The sequence below is a fragment of the Aeromonas sp. ASNIH5 genome, assembly GCF_002902865.1.
GTDB classification, from domain to species: Bacteria; Pseudomonadota; Gammaproteobacteria; order Enterobacterales; family Aeromonadaceae; genus Aeromonas; species Aeromonas caviae.
Genome location: NZ_CP026122.1, coordinates 975959 through 998320, shown reverse-complemented (window position 1 = coordinate 998320; position 22362 = coordinate 975959). Strand labels below are relative to the sequence as shown.

Genomic DNA, 22362 nt, shown 5'->3' with positions numbered 1-22362 from the left:
GGAGCACAACGCGAAATAGAAAAAGGTGCCGAAAGGCGCCTTTTTTATTGAACTCTTTTTATTGAATTCTTTTTATTGAACTCTGCTGATGGTTCCCGGTTTGGGACCGCTGTCAGCCAGGGGCAACCGCATATAGACAGCCCCGTCACCATACTCCACCAGCGATTTGCCGGTGTCGGCGGGCACAAACCCCTGCTTGCGCCAGAAGGCCGGGGCATCCTGAACCGCCACCAGGCCTGCATGGCGATATCCAGCACGGCTCGCGAAAGCGAGCGCCCTTGCCAGCAGTCGCTGTCCGACACCCAGGCCGCGTGCCTTGCTCGAGACAGCGAGATCGTGCAGATAGAACTCGTCGTGACCGGCCAGCGCCTTCATCGGCACCGAGAGGGGCGGGGGCTGGTGGGCACGCCAGGGGTGGCAGAGCAGGTAACCCAGCACCTTGCCCTGACGCTCGGCCACCCAGCAGGAGGCGGGGGCCAGCTCGGTTTTGTTCTGCATCACCTCGAGGGGCTCGGGTTCGAACTGGTGATAACACTCGTGCTGGATGGCCATGATGGCGGGCCAGTCCGGGGTGCGGATGGTGCGGATCGTGATCATGATGCGGGTCGGGTCCGTACTCAAACCGTGGCAAAAAGGGGTGACAGCATACCCCAGAGAGCACACAAACGAAACCGGGTTACCTGTCAGCGACTCGTCAGCGAACCGGCTCCTTGCTCACGACCTTGATCAGCTGGTAGCGCAAGGAAGGGGCATCGGCCGGCACATCGGCAAGTTGCTCCTTGCTCACTTCCAGTTGATAGCGAAAGCCCGGTTCAAAGGTGAAGCCTTCGATCTGCTGATAGAAGAGGCTCCAGTTCTCTCCCGGCTGACTGCGCACCTGCATGCACTTCATGGGGGCGACACCGACGCAGTCTGCCAGCTTGTCCTGGATATAGAGGGTTTCGGTGGTCGGGGCGCTCTGGCAGGCGCTGAGCAGGAGGGCGGAGCTGAGGAGCAGGGGAGATTTCATGATGAGTGTCCTTGGCGTAAAAGGGCGCGATTAAACCTGCAAAAGAAAAGGCGGTCAATGACCGCCTTTGTAACAAACCATGACAGATCGGGCTCAGCGCTGGTCGAGGGGCACGAACTCGCGCAGGGGCTGACCGGTGTAGAGCTGACGGGGACGGCCGATCTTCTGATCCGGGTCCGAGTGCATCTCGTTCCAGTGGGCAATCCAGCCGATGGTACGGGAGATGGCGAAGATCACGGTGAACATGGACATGGGGATGCCGATGGCCTTCATGATGATGCCGGAGTAGAAGTCCACGTTCGGGTAGAGCTTCTTCTCGATGAAGTAGGGGTCGGACAGCGCGATGCGCTCCAGCTCCATGGCCACGTCCAGCAGCGGATCCTTGATCTGCAGCTCGGTAAGCACCTCGTGGCAGGTTTCGCGCATCACGGTGGCACGGGGATCGTGGTTCTTGTAGACCCGGTGACCGAAGCCCATCAGACGGAACGGATCGTTCTTGTCCTTGGCGCGGCCGATGTACTCGGGAATGCGATCCACGGAGCCAATCTCTTCGAGCATCTTGAGGCAGGCTTCGTTGGCACCACCGTGGGCCGGGCCCCACAGGGAGGCGATCCCCGCAGCGATACAGGCAAACGGGTTGGCACCGGAAGAACCGGCCAGACGCACGGTGGAGGTGGAGGCGTTTTGCTCATGATCCGCATGCAGGGTGAAGATGCGGTCCATGGCGCGCTCGACGATGGGGTTGACCTTGTACTCTTCGGTCGGCACGCCAAACATCATGTGCAGGAAGTTGCCTGCATAGGAGAGGGCGTTGCGCGGCTGCATGAAGGGCTGGCCGATGGAGTACTTGTAACACATGGCGGCCAGGGTCGGCATCTTGGAGAGCAGACGGAAGGCACAGATCTCGCGATGCTCCTCGTTGTTGATGTCGAGGGCGTCGTGATAGAAGGCGGACAGCGCGCTGACCACGCCGCACATGACGGCCATGGGGTGGGCGTCGCGGCGGAAGCCGCGGAAGAAGAAGGCGATCTGCTCGTGCACCATGGTGTGGCGGGTGACCAGACGTTCAAATTCCGCATATTGGGTCTTGGTGGGGGCCTCGCCGTACAGCAGGATGTAGCAGACTTCGAGGTAGCTGGCCTGGGTGGCCAACTGGGCGATGGGGTAACCGCGGTGCAGCAAGACACCCTGGTCGCCATCGATGTAGGTGATGGAAGATTTGCAAGAACCGGTGGCCATGAAGCCGGGGTCGAAGGTGAAATATCCTTGCGTGCCCAGCTTTCTGACATCGATCACATCGGGTCCAACGGTACCGGAGAGGATCGGCAATTCAACCGGCTCTTTTCCGGGCAGATGTAGGGTGGCTATCTTATCAGCCATAGCACGTCTCCTTTGCTCTTTTATAATTTGGTTCCAGCCCTACTTTATTACGACTGTTATGACGCTGGCAAAGGTTCTTACCCGTACCACGGCGGCTGGAGCGCCTTATTTGAACCAGAGAACCATGTCTTTGTCAATTTTGCTGGATGATCATTAATGACTTGTTAAAGCTGTTGTGAGATCTGGTTTACGGTTTTGGATTTTCTGTGTAGCTATTTGATTGTCATTGGTTAAGGCCGCCGATATACTGCGCCACGTGGGTGATGGTCGTCGGTGTTTGAAACGCTTTCGCAAAGCCAGATGTGATATCGAAAATGTTATTTTTGGCTTTCCTGAGTTGTTTTGGTAACAAAAACCTAACAAATGCCACTCCTCGCCCTCAAAGCGTGTGAAAACAATAACTAACGTGCTCAATGGAGCTGAGTGGGCAAAGCCGTGAAAAACAAACAGAGACCTGTAAACCTCGACCTACAGACGATCAGCTTTCCTGTCACCGCCATCGCTTCCATCTTGCATCGTGTCTCAGGGGTCATCACCTTTGTGGCATTGGCCATCTTGCTGTGGATGCTTGGTACTTCACTCGCCTCTCCCGAAGGATTTGAATCGGTCGTTGCCATCATGGACAACTTCCTGGTCAAGTTCGTGCTGTGGGGGATCCTGACCGCGCTGGCTTACCACATCGTGGGCGGTCTGCGGCACCTGGTCATGGACATGGGCTATTGGGAAGAGCTGGAATCCGGTAATCAGAGTGCCCGTGTGGCCTTCGTGATCACCGCGGTTTTGGCGGTATTGGCGGGGGTACTGGTATGGTAACCAATTCTGCAACTTTCGGGCGCAGCGGTGTTCATGATTACATCCTGATCCGCGCCACCGCCCTCATCATGACGTGCTACGTCCTCTATCTGGTTGGCTTTGTCGCGTTCAACGACATCACCTACGAGGTGTGGACCGGCTTCTTCTCCAACACCTTCACCAAGGTCTTCACCCTGCTGACGCTCGTATGCGTCTTGATCCACGCCTGGATCGGTCTGTGGCAGGTGCTGACCGACTATATCAAGCCGGTCGGACTGCGCGGTGCGCTGCAGTTTGTGCTGGTGGTGGTGCTGTTTGTCTATGTGATGACTGGTTTCGTCGTGCTGTGGGGTGTGTAAGGTGACTATTCCAACTCGTGAATTTGATGCGGTCGTGATCGGTGCCGGTGGCGCCGGTATGCGCGCCGCGCTGCAGATTGCCCAGTCCGGCAAGAGCTGCGCCCTGTTATCCAAGGTTTTCCCGACCCGTTCCCACACGGTCTCCGCCCAGGGCGGGATCACGGTCGCCCTGGGCAATGCCCACGACGACAACTGGCAGTGGCACATGTACGACACCGTCAAGGGCTCCGATTACATCGGTGATCAGGAAGCCATTGAATACATGTGCAAGACCGGCCCCGAGGCCATCTATGAACTGGAGAACATGGGTCTGCCCTTCTCCCGCTTTGACAACGGTACCGTCTATCAGCGTCCGTTCGGCGGTCAGTCCAAGAACTTCGGCGGCGAGCAGGCTGCCCGCACCGCGGCGGCAGCCGACCGTACCGGTCACGCCCTGCTGCACACCCTGTATCAACAAAACGTCAAGAACAAGACCACCGTCTTCTCCGAGTGGTATGCCCTGGATCTGGTGAAGAACCAGGATGGCCATATCGTCGGCTGTACCGCCATCGACATGGAGAGCGGCGAAGTCGTCTACTTCAAGGCCAAGGCCACCGTGCTCGCCACCGGCGGCGCTGGTCGCATCTACCAGTCCACCACCAACGCCCACATCAACACCGGTGACGGCGTCGGCATGGCGCTGCGCGCCGGGGTCGGCGTGCAGGACATGGAGTTCTGGCAGTTCCACCCCACCGGTATTGCCGGGGCAGGGGTACTGGTGACTGAGGGTTGCCGTGGTGAAGGCGGCTACCTGCTGAACAAGAACGGCGAGCGCTTCATGGAGCGTTATGCGCCAAACGCCAAGGATCTGGCCGGTCGCGACGTGGTGGCCCGTTCCATCATGATCGAGATCCGCGAAGGCCGTGGCTGTGACGGTCCCTGGGGTCCGCACATCAAGCTCAAGCTGGATCATCTGGGCAAAGAGGTGCTGGAGTCCCGCCTGCCGGGCATCTGCGAGCTCTCTCGCACCTTCGCCCACGTGGATCCGGTCAAAGAGCCCATCCCCATCATCCCGACCTGCCACTACATGATGGGCGGCGTGCCGACCAGCGTGAACGGCCAGTGCCTGACCCAGGACAAGGATGGCAACGACGTGCCGGTGGTCGGTCTGTTCGCGGTGGGCGAGATCGCCTGCGTCTCCGTGCACGGTGCCAACCGTCTGGGCGGCAACTCCCTGCTGGATCTGGTGGTGTTCGGTCGTGCTGCCGGGATGCACCTGGTGGAGACCCTTGGCTCGATGGAGCACGGCGCGGAAGCCACCGACGCCGACATCGCCAAGGCGCTGGAGCGCTTCAACCGCTGGGAAAACAACCGTGACGGAGAAGACCCGGCCCAGATCCGCAAGGATCTGCAGCGCTGCATGCAGAACAACTTCTCCGTGTTCCGGGAAGGGGATGCCATGGCAGAAGGGCTGGCCGAGCTGAAACTCATCCGCGAGCGTCTCAAGAACGCCCGTCTGGACGACACCTCCAAGGAGTTCAATACCCAGCGCATCGAGTGCCTGGAGCTGGACAACCTGATGGAGACCGCCTACGCCACCGCGGTGGCGGCGAACTTCCGTACCGAGAGTCGTGGCGCCCACAGCCGCTTCGACTTCCCGGAGCGTGACGATGAGAGCTGGCTGTGCCACAGCCTCTATCATCCGGACACCGAGTCCATGACCCGTCGCGCTGTCAACATGTCACCCAAGACCCGTGAGGCGTTCCCGCCCAAGGTCCGGACTTACTGATTGCGGAGCCAAGCACAATGAACGTCACATTCTCTGTCTACAGATACAATCCGGACGTTGATAACGTCCCGTATATGAAGGATTATCGTCTTGATATTCCTGAAGGTTCCGACATGATGGTGCTCGACGCACTGATCCAGCTCAAGGAGCTGGATCCCACGCTCGCCTTCCGCCGCTCCTGCCGCGAAGGGGTCTGTGGATCTGACGGTCTCAACATGAATGGCAAGAACGGTCTGGCCTGCATCACGCCGCTCTCCGATCTCTTGAAGAAGGGCAGCAAGGTCGTCATTCGACCCTTGCCCGGTCTGCCGGTGATCCGGGATCTGGTGATCGACATGACCCAGTTCTATACCCAGTGGGAGAAGGTCAAACCCTTCCTCATCAACGACGAAAAACTGCCGCCCGTGCGTGAGCACCTGCAATCCCCCGAAGAGCGCGCCAAGCTGGATGGCCTGTACGAGTGCATACTCTGTGCCTGCTGCTCCACCTCTTGCCCCTCCTTCTGGTGGAACCCGGACAAGTTCATCGGTCCGGCCGGCCTGCTCGCCGCCTATCGCTGGCTGGCGGACAGCCGCGACACTGCGGCCAGTGAGCGACTGGGCAACCTGGATGACGCCTTCAGCGTGTTCCGCTGCCACGGCATCATGAACTGCGTGAACGTCTGTCCCAAGGGCTTGAACCCGACCAAGGCCATCGGTCAGATCAAGTCGATGTTGCTCAACCGGGCCGTGTAGTATCGGGGCCAGGGCGCCTTGCGCCGGGCCCGACCTCTGGATAGCCATCCCGCCCCGGGATGGCTATGACCCTACAAGCTGCAGTGCAGCGAACAAGATGTACAAGGGATAGAAATGCATAACGGCGTGATGAAGGCCTGGTTGGAGTCATCTCACCTGGCTGGTGCGAATGCAAGCTACATTGAGGATTTGTACGAATCCTTCCTGGAAAACCCCGACTCCGTTGCCGACGAATGGCGCAGCCTGTTCCAGGCGCTGCCCCAGGTCAATGGACATGCAGTCGAACAACCCCACTCCCAGGTCCGCGACTATTTCCGCCGCCTGGCCAAGGAACCCTCCCGTTACAGCGCCCCCGTCTCCGATCCCCAGGTGGATGCCAAGCAGGTCCGCGTACTGCAACTGATCAACGCCTTCCGTTTCCGTGGCCATCAGAATGCCAACCTGGATCCCCTGGGTCTGTGGCAGCGCGAACCGGTCGCCGAGCTCGATCCCGCGTTTCACAACCTGCAGGGGGCCGACATGGAGGCCACCTTCAACGTGGGCTCCTACGCCATCGGTCGCGAGACCATGGTGCTCTCCGAACTCTACGCCTCGCTCAAGAAGACCTACTGCGGCAGCATAGGTGCCGACTACATGCACCTCACCTCCACCGAGGAGAAGCGCTGGCTGCAGGACAGGCTCGAATCCATCGAAGGGAAGGGCAGCTACAGCATCGAGGAGAAGACCCGCTTCCTCGAGAGCCTGACCGCCGCCGAAGGGCTGGAAAAATACCTGGGTGCCAAGTTCCCGGGGGCCAAGCGTTTCTCCCTGGAAGGGGGCGATGCCATGGTTCCCATGCTGAAAGAGCTTATCCGCCGCGCCGGTGAGCAGGGCTGCAAGGAGGCCGTCATCGGCATGGCCCACCGCGGTCGCCTGAACGTGCTGATCAACGTGCTGGGCAAGCGCGCCCAGGACCTGTTTGACGAGTTTGCCGGCAAGCACGGGGAATCCTGGGGCACCGGGGACGTGAAGTACCACATGGGCTTCTCCTCCGACTTCGCCACCCCGGGTGGCAACGTCCACCTGGCGCTCGCCTTCAACCCGTCCCACCTCGAGATCGTCAACCCCGTGGTCATCGGCTCCGTGCGTGCCCGCATGGACCGTCGTGGCGACAAGGACGGCTCCAGCGTCCTGCCCATCACCATCCACGGTGACTCCGCCATCGCGGGGCAGGGGGTCGTTGCCGAGACCTTCAACATGTCCCAGACCCGAGCCTATGGCGTGGGCGGCACGGTGCGCATCGTCATCAACAACCAGGTAGGCTTCACCACCTCCTATATCCGTGACCTGCGCTCCACCGAATATTGCACCGATATCGCCAAGGCGGTGCAGGCCCCTGTGCTGCACGTCAACGGGGATGACCCGGAAGCCGTGGTGCTGGTGACCCAGATTGCCCTGGATTACCGCAACACCTTCAAGCGCGACGTGGTGATCGAGCTGGTCTGCTACCGTCGTCACGGCCACAACGAGGCTGACGAGCCGAGCGCGACCCAGCCCCTGATGTATCAGAAGATCAAGCAGCACCCGACCCCGCGCAAGATCTACGCCGATCAGCTGATCGCCGAAGGAGCCATCGCACCGGAGCTGGCCACCACGCTAGTCAACGACTACCGCGACACCCTGGATCGGGGCGAACGGGTGAGCAAGGAGTGGCGCCCCATGGAGCTGCACTCCGTGGACTGGACCCCTTATCTGGGTCACGACTGGGCCATGGCCTATGACAGCACTGTGCCCATGGATCACCTGAAGGCCCTGGGCGAGCGCATCAGCCAGTACCCGGCCACCCATGTGCTGCAACGTCAGGTCGAGAAGATCTACGAAGACCGTCGCCTGATGGCCGCCGGTGAGAAGCTGGTGGACTGGGGCTTTGCCGAGACGCTGGCCTACGCCACCCTGGTGGACAAGGGATCCCGCATCCGCTTCACCGGGGAAGACTCCGGGCGTGGTACCTTCTTCCATCGCCACGCCGTGCTGCACAGCCAGACCGATGCCAGCACCTACACTCCGCTGTGCAACCTGCACGACGAGCAGGGCCCGTTTGAAGTCTATGACTCCGTGCTGACCGAGAACGCGGTCCTGGCGTTTGAATATGGCTACGCCAGCGCGGAGCCGGCTGGTCTCACCATCTGGGAAGCCCAGTTCGGTGACTTCGCCAACTGCGCCCAGGTGGTGGTGGACCAGTTCCTCTCCTCCGGCGAGCAGAAGTGGGGCCGGATGTGCGGCCTGACCATGCTGCTGCCGCACGGTTACGAGGGTCAGGGCCCGGAGCACTCTTCCGCCCGTCTGGAGCGTTACCTGCAGATGTGCGCTCAGCACAACATGCAGGTGTGCGTGCCCTCTACCCCGGCGCAGGTGTTCCACATGCTGCGTCGCCAGGTGGTACGCCCCATGCGCCGTCCGCTCATCGTGATGACGCCCAAATCCCTGCTGCGCCACCCGCTGGCGGTGAGCAAGCTCGAAGAGCTGGCAGAGGGCACCTTCCAGAACGCCATCGGCGAAATCGATGCGCTGGATCCCAAAGGCGTCAAGCGCGTGGTCTTCTGCTCCGGCAAGGTCTACTACGACCTGCTCGATGCCCGTCGCAAGGCCGAGCAGCAGGACGTGGCTCTGGTACGGATCGAGCAGCTCTACCCCTTCCCGGAAGAGGAAGTGCGCGCCATCCTGGCCGATTATGCCCACGTCACCGACTTCGTCTGGTGTCAGGAAGAGCCGCAGAACCAGGGCGCCTGGTACAGCACCCGTCATCACTACGACAGCGTGCTGCCAAGCCATGCCCGTCTGCGTTATGCCGGTCGCCCGGCGTCGGCCTCACCGGCCGTCGGTTACATGTCCGTCCACGCCAAGCAGCAAAAAGCACTGGTGGAAGACGCCCTTACCCTGGAATGAACGAGTTGTGGATGAGAGGGCCCGTGTCGGGACCCTCTCTGACCTGGAACAAGCCTGCTGGCCAAGAAGTAACAAGGAACTGATTACATGACTATCGAGATCAAGGTACCGGACCTGCCGGAATCAGTGGCGGATGCCACCATCGCGACCTGGCACAAGAAACCGGGTGATCTGGTTTCCCGTGACGAAGTGCTGGTTGACATCGAAACCGATAAAGTCGTGCTGGAAGTGCCCGCGCCGGAAGCCGGCGTGCTCGGCGACATCCTGCAAAGCGAAGGGGCGACCGTGCTCTCCCGCCAGCTGATCGCCATGCTCAAGCCGGCCCCCGTTGCCGGTGAAGCGACCAGCGAGAAGCCGGTGGAAGCCGTGGCCGATGACGCTGCCGATGGCCTGAGCCCTTCCGTGCGCCGCATGGTGGCCGAGCACGACATCGACGTCGCCAAGCTGACCGGCACCGGCAAGGGTGGTCGTGTCACCAAGGAAGACGTGGAAGCCTTCATCAAGAATCTGGGCAAGGCTCCCGTTGCTGCGCCGGCTGCGGCCGCTCCTATGGCTGCCGCACCGGTTGCCCCGCTGGCCGGTCGCACCGAGAAGCGTGTGCCCATGACCCGTCTGCGCAAGCGCATCGCCGAGCGTCTGCTGGAGGCCAAGAACACCACCGCCATGCTGACCACTTTCAACGAGATCAACATGGCGCCCATCATGAAGCTGCGCAAGCAGTACGGCGAGATCTTCGAGAAGAAGCACGGCATCAAGCTCGGCTTCATGTCCTTCTATGTGAAGGCCGTGGTCGAATCCCTCAAGCGCTACCCGGAAGTGAACGCGGCGCTGGACGGTGACGACATCGTCTACCACAACTACTTCGACGTCAGCATCGCCGTCTCCACCCCCCGTGGTCTGGTGACCCCGGTGCTGCGCGACTGCGACAACATGAGCCTGGCGGACATCGAGAAGGCCATCAAAGATCTGGCCGGCAAGGGCCGTGACGGCAAGCTGACCGTGGATGAACTGACTGGCGGCAACTTCACCATCACCAACGGTGGCGTGTTCGGCTCCCTGATGTCCACCCCCATCATCAACCCGCCCCAGAGCGCCATTCTGGGCATGCACAAGATCCAGGACCGCCCCATGGCCGTCGACGGCAAGGTCGAGATCCTGCCGATGATGTACCTGGCGCTCTCCTACGATCACCGCATCATCGACGGCCGCGAGTCCGTGGGCTTCCTGGTCTCCATCAAGGAGCTGCTGGAAGACCCGACTCGTCTGCTGCTGGATGTCTGAGCAAGCGTGACTGAAAGATAACGAGGGGCCGCCCAGGCCCCCATTCACAGGGGATTGAGAAACACGAGCCCCGGACGGAAATACCTACAACACGGATAGAGCATCTATGAATCTGCATGAATATCAGGCAAAACAGCTGTTTGCCGAGTATGGCCTGCCGGTCTCCGAAGGTTATGCCTGTGCCACCCCGCAGGAAGCGGCCGAAGCGGCCGACAAGATTGGCGGCAACACCTGGGTCGTCAAGTGCCAGGTCCACGCCGGTGGCCGCGGCAAGGCGGGCGGCGTCAAGCTGGCCAAGAGCAAGGACGAGATCCGCGCCTTCGCCCAGAACTGGCTCGGCAAGAACCTGGTGACCTATCAGACTGACGCCAATGGTCAGCCGGTTACCAAGATCCTGGTGGAGTCCTGCACCGACATTGCCAAGGAACTGTACCTGGGCGCCGTGGTCGACCGTGGCTCTCGCCGCGTGGTCTTCATGGCTTCCACCGAAGGTGGCGTGGAGATCGAAAAAGTCGCCCACGAAACCCCGGAACTCATTCACAAGGCCGCCATCGATCCCCTGGTAGGCCCGCAGCCCTACCAGGCCCGCGAGCTGGCCTTCAAGCTGGGTCTGGTCGGCGATCAGATCAAGCAGTTCACCAAGATCTTCATGGGTCTGGGCCAGATGTTCCTGGACTGCGACTTCGCCCTGCTGGAGATCAACCCCCTGGTCATCACCGACAAGGGCAACCTGCACTGCCTCGACGGCAAGATCAACATCGACGCCAACGCCCTGTACCGTCAGCCCAAGCTGCGCGAGATGCACGATCCGTCCCAGGATGACCCCCGCGAAGCGCACGCCGCCCAGTGGGAGCTGAACTATGTGGCGCTCGATGGCAACATCGGCTGCATGGTCAACGGCGCGGGCCTGGCCATGGGCACCATGGACATCGTCAACCTGCACGGCGGTTCCCCGGCCAACTTCCTGGACGTCGGCGGCGGTGCCACCAAGGAGCGCGTGACCGAGGCCTTCAAGATCATCCTCTCCGACAGCAAGGTACAAGCCGTGCTGGTCAACATCTTCGGTGGCATCGTGCGCTGCGACATGATCGCGGAAGGCATCATCGGTGCCGTGAAGGAAGTGGGGGTGAAAGTGCCCGTGGTGGTGCGTCTGGAAGGCAACAATGCCGAACTGGGTGCTCGTAAACTGGCCGACAGCGGCCTCAATATCATCGCCGCAACGAGTCTGACTGACGCAGCTCAGCAAGTGGTAAAAGCAGCGGAGGCCAAATAATGAGCGTTCTGATCAACAAAGACACCAAGGTGATCTGCCAGGGCTTTACCGGCGGTCAGGGTACCTTCCACTCCGAACAGGCCATTGCCTACGGTACCCAGATGGTCGGCGGCGTGTCCCCGGGCAAGGGCGGCACCACTCACCTGGGCCTGCCGGTGTTCAACACCGTCCGTGACGCCGTGGAAGCCACCGGCGCCACTGCCTCCGTCATCTATGTCCCGGCCCCGTTCTGCAAGGACGCCATCCTGGAAGCCATCGATGCCGGCATCAAGCTGATTGTCACCATCACCGAAGGCATCCCGACCCTGGACATGCTGGACGTCAAGGTGAAGCTGCAGGAAACCGGCGTGCGCATGATCGGCCCCAACTGCCCGGGCGTCATCACCCCGGGTGAGTGCAAGATCGGCATCATGCCGGGCCACATCCACAAGCCGGGCAAGGTGGGCATCGTCTCCCGCTCCGGCACCCTGACCTATGAAGCGGTCAAGCAGACCACGGACGAGGGCTTCGGCCAGTCCACCTGCGTCGGAATCGGTGGCGACCCCATCCCGGGCTCCAACTTCATCGACATCCTGGAGATGTTCCAGAATGACCCGCAGACCGAAGCCATCGTGATGATCGGCGAGATCGGCGGCAACGCCGAGGAAGACGCGGCGGCCTACATCAAGGCCCACGTCACCAAGCCGGTGGTCTCCTACATCGCGGGTGTCACCGCCCCGGCTGGCAAGCGCATGGGTCATGCGGGCGCCATCATCGCCGGTGGTAAAGGTACCGCAGCAGAGAAATTTGCCGCCCTGGAAGATGCCGGCGTGAAAACCGTGCGCTCCCTGGCCGATATCGGCAAAGCCCTGCGTGAAGTAACCGGCTGGTAAGTTAGCCTGTTATCTCTGATAGCAAAATGCCGCCCCTTGGGGCGGTATTTTTTATGGCATTTGAACGTTAGTTTTCACTTTGGTTAGTGCCTGTCTGCATTTCTTCTGCCTTGCTGGTTAGTGATGAGCCTGCGAAGCTAAAGTGACTAAATAAGTGCCTTCATATAAATTGACCTCAATCAGATTCCCGATGCAGGATGCATGGTAAATCACCCAACACCTAATTTGAGTTAATAAAAATGTTTGTTCATTACACTAAAAATACAAATACCTTGTCTAAAATAATGTCATCTGGACTTTTCATTAACCAATGTGAAAGAAAACTGATGCACTTGTTTACAAATGATCCGGAATTAATAAAAAGAGATCCTCAGTTTTTCGGTATGACTTGTGTTAGGCATGAAGATGAGAGTGGCTCAAAAAAACATTGTGATGAATTTGGCTATTTTGGAATAATTCTTTCTGACGAATGGATAAAAAGACATAGTTTTAAACCAGTAATTTATATTGACTTTTTTAATTCAAGGCAATTTAGGAAGGCTTTTGAATTGGCTCTCACTGAGTGGCGAAAAGTTAAAGAAGATAGTGAAGATGGTTTTTTTAGAGAAGCTCTATTTAATAAACATATGGCTCGCGCTGTCGGTGCGCATCAGTTATCAGATTGGTTAGCTGGGTATGAATATATGGAAAAGAAAGCTCATAAGTATCAAAATGAGTGGCGCTATGTTCAACCATTACCACTATATAATAATCGTACAACTAATGAATTGCTCGACGCGATCCAAAGACCCAGTTGGGCGAGTATGTTGCGTTGCCTCAAGATAAATAATGATGATATTATCGGCTTTACCACATCGAAGGAGTATGAAACTGAGTTTACTGATTGGCTTGTTGAACACAATGTAGAGAAACCACTAATGATTAAAGAATATTTATCTGGTAATTGTCGGTTAACAAAACTTTGGCGATTTATTCGTAATTTGTAATATTTCTAGCGCTCTATTTTTATAGGCAAAAACATCAACAATATTTATGTGTTCGATTTGCTAAGGAAGGTGCGAACAAGTCCCTGATATGAGATCATGTTTGTCATTTGGAGCCATTAAAAAGGGTTCATCATGAGTCATCAGCTCACCTTCGCCGACAGTGAATTCAGCAGTAAGCGCCGTCAGACCAGAAAAGAGATTTTCTTGTCCCGCATGGAGCAGATTCTGCCATGGCAAAACATGGTGGAAGTCATCGAGCCGTTTTATCCCAAGGCTGGTAATGGCCGGCGACCTTATCCGCTGGAAACCATGCTACGCATTCACTGCATGCAGCATTGGTACAACCTGAGCGATGGCGCGATGGAAGATGCTCTGTACGAAATCGCCTCCATGCGTCTGTTTGCCCGGTTATCCCTGGATAGCGCCTTGCCGGACCGCACCACCATCATGAATTTCCGCCACCTGCTGGAGCAGCATCAACTGGCCCGCCAATTGTTCAAGACCATCAATCGCTGGCTGGCCGAAGCAGGCGTCATGATGACTCAAGGCACCTTGGTCGATGCCACCATCATTGAGGCTCCCAGCTCGACCAAGAACAAAGAGCAGCAACGCGATCCGGAGATGCATCAGACCAAGAAAGGCAATCAGTGGCACTTTGGCATGAAGGCCCACATTGGTGTCGATGCCAAGAGTGGCCTGACCCACAGCCTAGTCACCACCGCGGCCAACGAGCATGACCTCAATCAGCTGGGTAATCTGCTGCATGGAGAGGAGCAATTTGTCTCAGCCGATGCCGGCTACCAAGGGGCGCCACAGCGCGAGGAGCTGGCCGAGGTGGATGTGGACTGGCTGATCGCCGAGCGCCCCGGCAAGGTAAGAACCTTGAAACAGCATCCACGCAAGAACAAAACGGCCATCAACATCGAATACATGAAAGCCAGCATCCGGGCCAAGGTGGAGCACCCGTTTCGCATCATCAAGCGACAGTTCGGCTTCGTGAAAGCCAGATACAAGGGGTTGCTGAAAAACGATAACCAACTGGCGATGTTATTCACGCTGGCCAACCTGTTTCGGGCGGACCAAATGATACGTCAGTGGGAGAGATCTCACTAAAAATTGGGAATAACGCCTTAAATGGCGAAGAAACGGTCTAAATAGGCTGATTCAAGGCATTTACGGGAGAAAAAACGGCTCAAACATGAAGAAATGAAATGACTGAGTCAGTCGAGAAGAATTTCCCCGCTTATTCGCACCTTCCCTAAGCGTAATCGGAGGACAGTGCAGTTAATATGCCGTAGCCATTACCTGCGGCCAGAATCGAACAGCCCAAGATTCTCACGCTGTTGAAATCAAGTTGGCTGATGCTGTTTCACAGGTGAATCAATCCTGTCGTTTTTGGGGTTAGTCTGCGGGCCACGCTGGTTGCTAATGCCCCTCCGATCCAGCTCAAAGGGCTAAGTCGAATGCGCATTAAACCCAGGCTATTGGTCTTGTACAGCGTACCTCGCTGTCAGGTCTGGTAATCACGCGGCGTCATAAACATGCTGACCCAATAGTCGGCATTTCGCTCTGCTCGTAGTGAATGGCAGCCTGAGCCTTGATTGGTTAAATCAGTCTTGCTGTAAAAGACGATGTGAGTAACGTGGGTATCGTAGATTTTCTCCGAGGTACCTATGCAAGATTTAATAGGCGAAACTACCGCCAACCTTGAAAAATCGGGCTATAGCGCGTATAACCACGCGCTTGTCAGTGTATTGAGTGAGCCAATTTTTATGCAGCAGAGTGAACCCGTGCAGAACGCCCCCTTTTGGCAGGTTAAAAGCCTGCAACAGATGACCATGACGGAGTGGGAGTCTCTGTGCGACGGCTGCGGCAAGTGCTGCCTGAACAAGCTCATTGATGAGGACACCGAGGAGCTGGTGTTCACCAACGTGGCCTGCAACCTGCTCAATACCAAGACCTGCCAGTGCTCCGACTACGGCAACCGCTTTAAAAAAGAGCCGGACTGCCTGCAGATCACTCACGACAAGATTGCCGAGTTCAACTGGCTGCCCTCCACCTGCGCCTATCGCCTGCTGGCGGAGGGGCAGACCCTGCCCGAATGGCATCCGCTGATCACCGGCAGTCGCTCCGCCATGCATCAGGCGGGTCAGTCGGTGCGCGGCAAGGTGATCCATGAGGTACATGCCGGCGATTGGGCCGATCACATCATTACCTGGGCCAGCTAACGCCAGGCCTGCCTATCGGGCCAGCCGCGAACCATACAAACTGCGAAGGGGCAGGGGAGTCATCACTCTCCTGCCCCTTCGGCTTTCTGGCCCCTTTCTAAGCGCTGGGGGAAGGTGCCTATTTATCCGCCTTGCCCGCCGCATCGGCAAGTTTGGCCAGCTGTTTGTCATACCAGGCCACCGCGTGGCCTTCATCTTCCGCCTTCTCTTTGCGCCGGATGGCACCCCGCACCGCCATGGCCCCCAGCCAGCGGAATGGCTCTGGCGGGAAGTAGCCGCGCGGGCCGCTCACCAGGGCGCATTCGCGCCACGGTTTGTCCTCCTCCCGCACCTCGTCTCTCACCAAGGCCGCCAGGATCTGGCCGCCCATCCAGCTTTGCGCCACTCCGTTGCCGGAATAGCCGAGGCCATAGACGATATTGGGCTGCCCTCGCCAGTGGCCGAAGAAGGGGAGGCCATCTACTGAGCGGTCGGAGGCGCCGCACCAGCTGGCGGCGATGGGCACCTCTTTGAGCGCCGGAAAGAAGCGGCGAAGGGTGCGGGTGAGGGGGGCAAGATAACGGCTCGGTGCATCGAACAGGGCCAGATGGCGGTTGGCAAAGGCGAAGGTGTTGCCCCCCTTGCCCAGCATCAGCCGCCCTTGCGGGGTGGAGCGGTAGTAATGCACAAAGGTGCGGCCATCCACCACGGAGCGGCCGTGCTCAAGCTGCTGGGCAGCCAGTGCATCCGGCGCGGGGTCGGTTATCACCATATCGGAGGAGACCAGCACTATGCTGCGGCTAAACTCGCGAAAGTGCTGCACCATGGCGCTGTTGAGGGCCAGCACCACCTTGCGGGCACGCACCTCGCCCTGTGGCGTTTGCACCCGCGCAGGCTGGCCCGCCTCAAGGCGCCGCATGGGGGAGTGTTCATAGACCTCGACCCCCAGTTCCCGCGCCACCCGCAGCAGGCCGCGCACCAGCAGTGCCGGTTGCACCGAACCCGCGTGGGGGCTGTAGAGCCCCTCCAGATGAACGTGGGAGCCGCTCTGGCTCGCCAGTTTATCCTCTGCAATCACTTGCCACTGGTTAAGGTCTGCGCGTTTGAGTTCCTGCAATACCGGCTCCATCAGGCCACGCTGGGCCTCGCTGGTGGCGGTGTAGCAGGTGCCCTCGACCCTCAGCTCCGCTTCTATGCTGTGCGTTTCGCAGAAGTGGGCGATCTCGTGTACCGCCTGCTCGGATCTTTGTACCAGCCAGGCGGCCTGCTGCTCGCCAAAGAGGCGCTTTAAGGTCAAATACTTGGCCGACCAGGTGAGCAAACAGCCGCCGTTGCGCCCGGAGGCGCCGCTGCCGCAGCGATCCTTCTCCAGCACCATGATACGCAAGTGTGGCTCGGCCTGTTTAAGGGCGATGGCGCTCCACAGCCCGGTAAAGCCGCCACCGACGATGCAGATATCGGCCTCGTGGTGGCCGACCAGGGGGATGGGGGGCGCGGGCTGTTCGGCGGCGAGCGCCTCGGCCAGCCAGAAGGGGAGAGTGGACATGATGACTCCTCGATAAGGTTATGGGTGGCGCCAGCGCTGGGTGCGATCCAGCAGGGCGCGGCTCAAAAAGAGCTGGAGCAGCTTGACGGTGGCGGCGGCCAGCAGGATCAGGGTGGCCATGGCGGCGGCCGCTGCGGTATCGCCGGAATCCTCCATGTTCAGCACGGCGATGGAGGCGAGCATGCTGTCGCTCGAATAGAGGAAGATCACCGCCGAGGTGGTGGTCATGGCGTTGACGAACAGATAGATGAAGATCTCCAAGAGCGCTGGCAGGGAGGCGGGCAGGGTGACTCGCCAGAACGCCTTCCAGAGCGGAATGCGCAATGAGATGGCCACCAGCTCCAGCTCCTTGGGCAACTGCTTGAGGCTGGTCAGCGCCGTCATATGACCCACTGTGTAGTAGTGGATGACGCAGGAGAGCACCATCAGTGGTAGGGTGCCGTAGAGACCGCCAAAGAGCGGATTGCCGTTGAAAAAGAAGATGTAACCCAGTCCCAGCACCATGCCGGGCACCGCCAGCGACAGCATGGCGAGCAGATGCAACAGCTGGCGCAGCCATGCAAAGTGGCGCCCCTTCTCCTGCGCCCAGGCCAGCACCATCACCAGCACGGTGCCGATAAGCGCGGTATAGAGGCCCAGCTGCAAGGTGTTGGTAAAGGGCTGCCAGCCATAGACGCTATTGCTGTCAAAGGCGTAGTGATCCAGCGTCAGAGCGAGGTTGTAGGGCCAGAACTGCACCAGGGAGCCGTAAACGGCCATCCCCACCAGCGCCAGAAACAGCAGGGCCCAGAGGGTACACCAGCCGAGCGCCAGCAGATCCCGCAGCCGATGGGGCTTGGGTTGATAGGGCACCGCCTTGGTGCTGCTCTGCTCCTGCATCTTGCTGCGTACTCTGTGCTCCAGGGCAAAGCTCAACAGTGCCGGCAGCAGCAGGGTGACGCTGGCAACGGCGCCCAGCGAGAAGTTCTGCATCCCGATCACCTGCCGGTAGATGTCGGTAGCCAGCACGCTGTACTGGCCGCCAATCACCTTGGCCACCCCGAAGTCGCAGATGGTGAGGGTGAAGACCGCGATGGCTGCGCTCAGCAGGCCATAACGGGCGGTGGGCAGGGTGACGGTGACAAAGGTGCGCCAGCCGCTGCTGCCCAGCACCCGGGAGGCTTCATAGAGGCGGGCATCGCTCTGACCGAGCGCCGTGATGAGGATCATCAGAGCGTGGGGAAAACACCAGAAGCCCAGACCGATGACGATGCCGATGGGGCCGTAGATGCTCTCGCCGCCGAGCAGCCCCTTGGCGACCCCCTGATTGCCAAACCAGTAGACCAGACTGATGGCGGGCAACAGGGAGGGCATCAGGAGCGGGATCAAACCGATGAGGCGAAACAGCCCCTTGCCCGGCATGCAGGTACGGGTGAGGGCGTAGGCGTAGCCAAAGGCGATGGTCACCACCAGCGCGGTGATCAGCACCCCGAGCCAGAGGGTGTTGCCAATGGTGCGCCCCAGATGAGGGGAGTCGAAGTAGGCGCTGAAGTTGGCAAGCCCCACCCAGAGGCCGTTCTCATCCTGCAGACTCTTTTGCAGCATGGTGAGCAGCGGCAGCAAGAGGCCCCCCACCAGCAGGGCGATACCGAGCACCAGCAGGGTCAGCTGCAGCAGCTGATCCCGGCTCCAGCCGCGACAGAGCCGCTGCCAGCGGCCGTCTTGCCGGGCTGTCGCTGGCGGCGGCAGGGAGGAGGTCGCAAGGGGGGCTGTCATGGACGCTCTCCTTCAAACAGCTGCATCGCCCCGGCGGGCCAGTGCAGGGAGCAGCGCATGCCGCTGCGCCAGCCCCCCTGTTCGTGGCGGGGCAGCTCATGGGTCGGGCGCTCCACCAGGATCTGCTGCGGGCCCAGATAGGTGTCGGCGGTGCAGATGAGGCGCTGGGCGGCGCCGAGAAACTCCACCTGATCGATGGTTGCTTCAACGCCATGATGGCCAAGATACGGTTCGCTCGGCGCACTCAGGGTGATCGCCTCGGGGCGGATCGCCACCTGCAATTTGCTGCCGGCGGTGGCCCGGTTGGTGAGTTGCAGCGGCTGCTCGTTGAGGCGCACCTGATTGGGGCCGAGCACCAGGGCATCGAGAAAGTTCATGGTGCCGACAAAGCTTGCCACGAAACGGCTGGCAGGCTGGTGGTAGATCGCCTGCGGGGTGCCCACCTGCACGATGCGGCCGCCCTCCATCACCACGATGCGATCGGCCATGGTCAGCGCCTCTTCCTGATCGTGGGTCACCATGATGGTGGTAATGCCAAGGCGCTGCTGCAGGGCGCGGATCTCGCTGCGAAGGTGGGTGCGAACCAGCGCATCCAGCGCGCTGAGCGGTTCGTCCAGCAGCAACAGGCCGGGGGAGAGGGCCAGTGCCCGGGCCAGCGCCACCCGCTGCTGCTGGCCGCCGGAGATCTGGCTCGGGTATTTGTGGGACTGGGCATTGAGAGCGACCAGCCCGAGCCAGTGATCCACCCGCTCCTTGATGACATCGCGCGCCAGCCCCTGATTCTCGAGGCCCAAGGCGATGTTCTGGGCCACCGTCAAGTTGGGGAAGAGGGCGTAGGATTGAAACACGATGCCAAAGTCGCGCTGCTGGGGCGGCAGGCGGGAGATATTGCGCCCCCCTTGCCAGATCTCGCCGCTGTCCGGCAGATCCAGCCCGGCGATGGCTCTGAGCAAGGTGGTTTTACCGCAGCCGGAGGGGCCGAGAAAGCAGATAAACTCCCCCGGCTCAATGGTCAGAGAGATCCCTTTAAGGGCCTGAAAAGCACCGAACTGCTTGTTGAGATGTTGAATGTCCAGATAGGGCTGGGTCATGGTTCGACTCGCTACTGATTTGGTATATACCAGTTTGCGGGTGAAGTGTGACGGTCAGGTGATCGGGGGATGACAGCTTGATGACAGTCAAATGACATCGGGTCGCCAGCAAGTAGTTGGGCCCTGTGTGGATGGGCGAAGCGTCGCTAATTGAAGGCAATACACACTCGGGAAGTGAAAACCAAAAAGCGAAGGCCAACAGCTGTTGGCCTTCGACTGGCAGTTTATTGGTGGCTGTGTGTGGGGCGTGAACAAACCGCCGCCCTTCACGCTTACTGCTTGGCTTCGGTCTTGCCGTCGAAGCTGGCACTCCACTGGGCCAGGATGGCGTTACGCTCGCGGGCTGCCCAGCTAAAGTCGTTGTCGATCATCTGGCCTTTGATATCAGCCGGATAGCCCGCTCTCGGTTGGGCTACATCGGGGATGGCGACCACTGCGAACGACTTGTTGTAGAGGGCGTTGGCCTGTTCGGTGGCGGCAAAGTCGAGCAGCTGTTTGGCGGCTTCCAGCTTGGAGGTGCCCTTGATGATGGCGGCGGCTTCCATATCCCAGCCCGACCCCTCTTTCGGGAACACCACCTCAATGGGGGCCCCCTTGGCCTTGAGGCTGGTGGCCGGGAAGTCGAAGGAGATGCCGATCACCGTCTCGCCGCTGGCGGCCAGCTTGCAAGGGGCGGAGCCCGAGTGGGTGTAACGGTCGATGTTCTGGTGCAGGCCGTTCATGAATTGCCAGCCCTGCTTCTCACCCATGGTCTGCAGCCAACCAGCGACGCTCAGGTAACCGGTGCCGGAGGAGCTGGGGTTGGGCATGATCACCTTGCCCTTGTAGATGGGCTTGGTAAGGTCGGCCCAGCTGGTGGGCGCCGGGATCCCCTGCTTTTCCGCCTCTACCTTGTTGAAGCAGATGGCGCTGAAGAAGGCGTCCAGACCGATCCAGTGCGGCTCGGCCTTGCTGTCGCGAAAGCGGCTGTCGAGCTTGTCCAGCCCTTTCGGTGCATAGGCATTGAGCATCTGCTGCTGATCGAGCTGCATCAGGCTGGTCGCCGCCAGTCCCCATACCACATCCGCTTTGGGCTGGGCTTTTTCTGCCAGCAAGCGGGCGGTGACCACGCCGGTGGAGTCACGCACCCACTTGATGTTGATATCCGGATGCTGGCGCTCGAACGCGGTTTTCAGCTCGTTGAGCTGCTCCGGTTCGAAGGCGGTGTAGACGGTGAGGTCGGTCGCGGCCAGTGCCGGGGCGGTCATGGCAGCCAGTACGGCGGCGGCCAGCAGATGGGTTCCCTGTTTCATCCTCTTCTCCAGTTAAATTGGTTTGGTATAAACCAGATTGGTCGAGAGAGAGGCTAGGGGATCTTTATGACGTGACCGTGACAGCCCCGTGACGTTTTGCCGTCCCTGATTTGTCCGTGACTAATCCTGGGTATCCACCTCGATCTCCAGACTGTCGTGGCGCCAGTACTCCAGATCGAAATCGAGCACCCGGCCGTGCTGATCGAAGTTGAGTCGCTCGAGGCGCAGGGCGGGCAGACCGGCGGTGGCCCCGAGCGCCTTGGCCACTTCGTCCGGCAGGGCGGTGGGGAAGAAGCGCACCTGCATGCGGGCGTAGTGGAGATCGTAATGGGCCTGGTAGATCTCGGTCAGACTGCCGTTGAGATCCAGCTCCAGCAGGCCGGGCACCCGCTCTGGCAGGCAGTGGTTCTCGCAGTAGCAGATGGCGCGCCCGTTGGCGTAGCGCAGTCGCTTGAGCAAAAAGAGGCTGTCAAACGGCTTGAGTTGCAACTGCGCCATCAACGCGGGCGGCACCGCCTGGCGGCTTTTTTCCAGCAGCTCGGTGCGTGGCTCGCCCCCTTGCTCCCGCACTATCTGGTGAAAGTTGGAGGTGCGTCTGGGGTTGAGACTGAAACGCGGCGGGGTGACGAACCAGCCGCGGCGATCCTCCCGATAGATAAGGCCGTTCGCCTCCAGCTGCACCAGCGCCTCGCGAATGGTGACCCTTGTGGTGCCATAGAGTTCCCCCAGCAGCCGCTCGGAGGGGAGCTTGTCGTTGGGGGCCAGACCCCCCGCCAGGATCTGGTTGGCGAGGGCATCCTTGATCTGCAGGTATTGGGGTTTGCTCATGAAAATCCCTGATTGTGCAATGAGTTGTGCAATGAGTTGGGCAATGGGCTGGGCACAGGATTGGTCATCTGCCCAGCCGATAAACGACGATGTCAAAACATGTTGGTAGATACCAGTGTTGGCCCTGTGGTTCAGGCTTCCTAGATTATCGCGATCCCGGCGCTGAAAATGAATTTTTTGTTGCACGTAGCGCCACCCCTTTGACCTTGGCGGGGCCGTTACCCACAATGGCTCATTCTGGTATATACCAAAAGGAGCAAAGTC

19 protein-coding genes are annotated in these 22362 nt (G+C 59.7%); 11 read left to right on the top strand and 8 right to left on the bottom strand.

Translation table 11 applies throughout. From position 1 onward, the window contains the following. Nucleotides 1-72 precede the first annotated feature (72 nt). The 3 genes from C2U30_RS04425 to C2U30_RS04415 form a co-directional block, all read right to left on the bottom strand. On the bottom strand, nucleotides 73-597 hold the full coding sequence (locus C2U30_RS04425; protein ID WP_103243253.1) for a GNAT family N-acetyltransferase: 525 nt from the start codon (nucleotides 595-597) through the stop codon (nucleotides 73-75). Nucleotides 598-694: 97 nt separating this feature from the next. Further along, nucleotides 695-1009: a DUF4377 domain-containing protein gene (locus tag C2U30_RS04420; protein WP_042863768.1), complete on the bottom strand. Its 315-nt coding sequence runs from the start codon at nucleotides 1007-1009 to the stop codon at nucleotides 695-697. Nucleotides 1010-1102: 93 nt separating this feature from the next. Next, nucleotides 1103-2389 (bottom strand): citrate synthase, encoded by a 1287-nt coding sequence (locus C2U30_RS04415; RefSeq protein ID WP_010674492.1) that lies wholly within the window; start codon nucleotides 2387-2389, stop codon nucleotides 1103-1105. Between the two features lie 423 nt (nucleotides 2390-2812). On the opposite strand from C2U30_RS04415, the gene sdhC reads away from it, so the two are divergent. From sdhC to C2U30_RS04355, 11 genes are all read left to right on the top strand, one after another. Further along, nucleotides 2813-3202, top strand: coding sequence for a succinate dehydrogenase cytochrome b556 subunit (gene sdhC, locus C2U30_RS04410; protein WP_029314418.1), 390 nt, complete (start codon nucleotides 2813-2815; stop codon nucleotides 3200-3202). Next, on the top strand, nucleotides 3196-3540 hold the full coding sequence (gene sdhD / locus C2U30_RS04405) for a succinate dehydrogenase, hydrophobic membrane anchor protein (protein ID WP_010674495.1): 345 nt from the start codon (nucleotides 3196-3198) through the stop codon (nucleotides 3538-3540). The genes sdhC and sdhD overlap by 7 nt, the downstream gene beginning before the upstream one ends. A gap of 1 nt (nucleotide 3541) precedes the next feature. Next, nucleotides 3542-5308, top strand: a complete 1767-nt coding sequence (sdhA, locus tag C2U30_RS04400) for a succinate dehydrogenase flavoprotein subunit (RefSeq protein ID WP_103243252.1) — start codon at nucleotides 3542-3544, stop codon at nucleotides 5306-5308. A 17-nt stretch (nucleotides 5309-5325) separates the two neighbouring features. Continuing rightward, on the top strand, nucleotides 5326-6042 hold the full coding sequence (locus C2U30_RS04395; RefSeq protein WP_010674497.1) for a succinate dehydrogenase iron-sulfur subunit: 717 nt from the start codon (nucleotides 5326-5328) through the stop codon (nucleotides 6040-6042). 114 nt (nucleotides 6043-6156) lie between these two features. After that, nucleotides 6157-8967 carry a 2-oxoglutarate dehydrogenase E1 component gene (sucA, locus tag C2U30_RS04390; RefSeq protein WP_103243251.1) on the top strand — a complete coding sequence of 937 codons (2811 nt, stop codon included), beginning with the start codon at nucleotides 6157-6159 and terminating at the stop codon, nucleotides 8965-8967. Between the two features lie 87 nt (nucleotides 8968-9054). After that, complete coding sequence (odhB, locus tag C2U30_RS04385; RefSeq protein ID WP_103243250.1) at nucleotides 9055-10248, top strand: 2-oxoglutarate dehydrogenase complex dihydrolipoyllysine-residue succinyltransferase; 1194 nt, start codon at nucleotides 9055-9057, stop codon at nucleotides 10246-10248. Between the two features lie 106 nt (nucleotides 10249-10354). Beyond that, nucleotides 10355-11521 (top strand): ADP-forming succinate--CoA ligase subunit beta, encoded by a 1167-nt coding sequence (gene sucC, locus C2U30_RS04380; protein ID WP_005300220.1) that lies wholly within the window; start codon nucleotides 10355-10357, stop codon nucleotides 11519-11521. After that, on the top strand, nucleotides 11521-12393 hold the full coding sequence (gene sucD, locus C2U30_RS04375; RefSeq protein WP_005300222.1) for a succinate--CoA ligase subunit alpha: 873 nt from the start codon (nucleotides 11521-11523) through the stop codon (nucleotides 12391-12393). Before sucC ends, sucD begins: the two co-directional genes overlap by 1 nt. A 326-nt stretch (nucleotides 12394-12719) precedes the next feature. Then, nucleotides 12720-13379, top strand: a complete 660-nt coding sequence (locus tag C2U30_RS04370) for a hypothetical protein (protein ID WP_158654834.1) — start codon at nucleotides 12720-12722, stop codon at nucleotides 13377-13379. 132 nt (nucleotides 13380-13511) lie between these two features. Next, complete coding sequence (locus tag C2U30_RS04360; RefSeq protein ID WP_000019402.1) at nucleotides 13512-14492, top strand: IS5-like element IS5 family transposase; 981 nt, start codon at nucleotides 13512-13514, stop codon at nucleotides 14490-14492. Nucleotides 14493-15151: 659 nt separating this feature from the next. Beyond that, nucleotides 15152-15607, top strand: a complete 456-nt coding sequence (locus C2U30_RS04355) for a YcgN family cysteine cluster protein (protein ID WP_103243248.1) — start codon at nucleotides 15152-15154, stop codon at nucleotides 15605-15607. A gap of 118 nt (nucleotides 15608-15725) precedes the next feature. Here C2U30_RS04355 and C2U30_RS04350 read toward each other — a convergent pair whose 3' ends face one another. The 5 genes from C2U30_RS04350 to phnR form a co-directional block, all read right to left on the bottom strand. Next, complete coding sequence (locus C2U30_RS04350; RefSeq protein ID WP_103243247.1) at nucleotides 15726-17132, bottom strand: FAD-dependent oxidoreductase; 1407 nt, start codon at nucleotides 17130-17132, stop codon at nucleotides 15726-15728. Nucleotides 17133-17150: 18 nt separating this feature from the next. Next, nucleotides 17151-18887: a putative 2-aminoethylphosphonate ABC transporter permease subunit gene (locus tag C2U30_RS04345; protein ID WP_103243246.1), complete on the bottom strand. Its 1737-nt coding sequence runs from the start codon at nucleotides 18885-18887 to the stop codon at nucleotides 17151-17153. Further along, on the bottom strand, nucleotides 18884-19978 hold the full coding sequence (locus tag C2U30_RS04340) for a putative 2-aminoethylphosphonate ABC transporter ATP-binding protein (protein ID WP_103243245.1): 1095 nt from the start codon (nucleotides 19976-19978) through the stop codon (nucleotides 18884-18886). The genes C2U30_RS04345 and C2U30_RS04340 overlap by 4 nt, the downstream gene beginning before the upstream one ends. Before the next feature lie 272 nt (nucleotides 19979-20250). After that, nucleotides 20251-21270 (bottom strand): putative 2-aminoethylphosphonate ABC transporter substrate-binding protein, encoded by a 1020-nt coding sequence (locus tag C2U30_RS04335; RefSeq protein ID WP_103243244.1) that lies wholly within the window; start codon nucleotides 21268-21270, stop codon nucleotides 20251-20253. Nucleotides 21271-21390: 120 nt separating this feature from the next. Next, complete coding sequence (phnR, locus tag C2U30_RS04330; protein WP_029303195.1) at nucleotides 21391-22098, bottom strand: phosphonate utilization transcriptional regulator PhnR; 708 nt, start codon at nucleotides 22096-22098, stop codon at nucleotides 21391-21393. Between the last annotated feature and the right edge of the window lie 264 nt (nucleotides 22099-22362).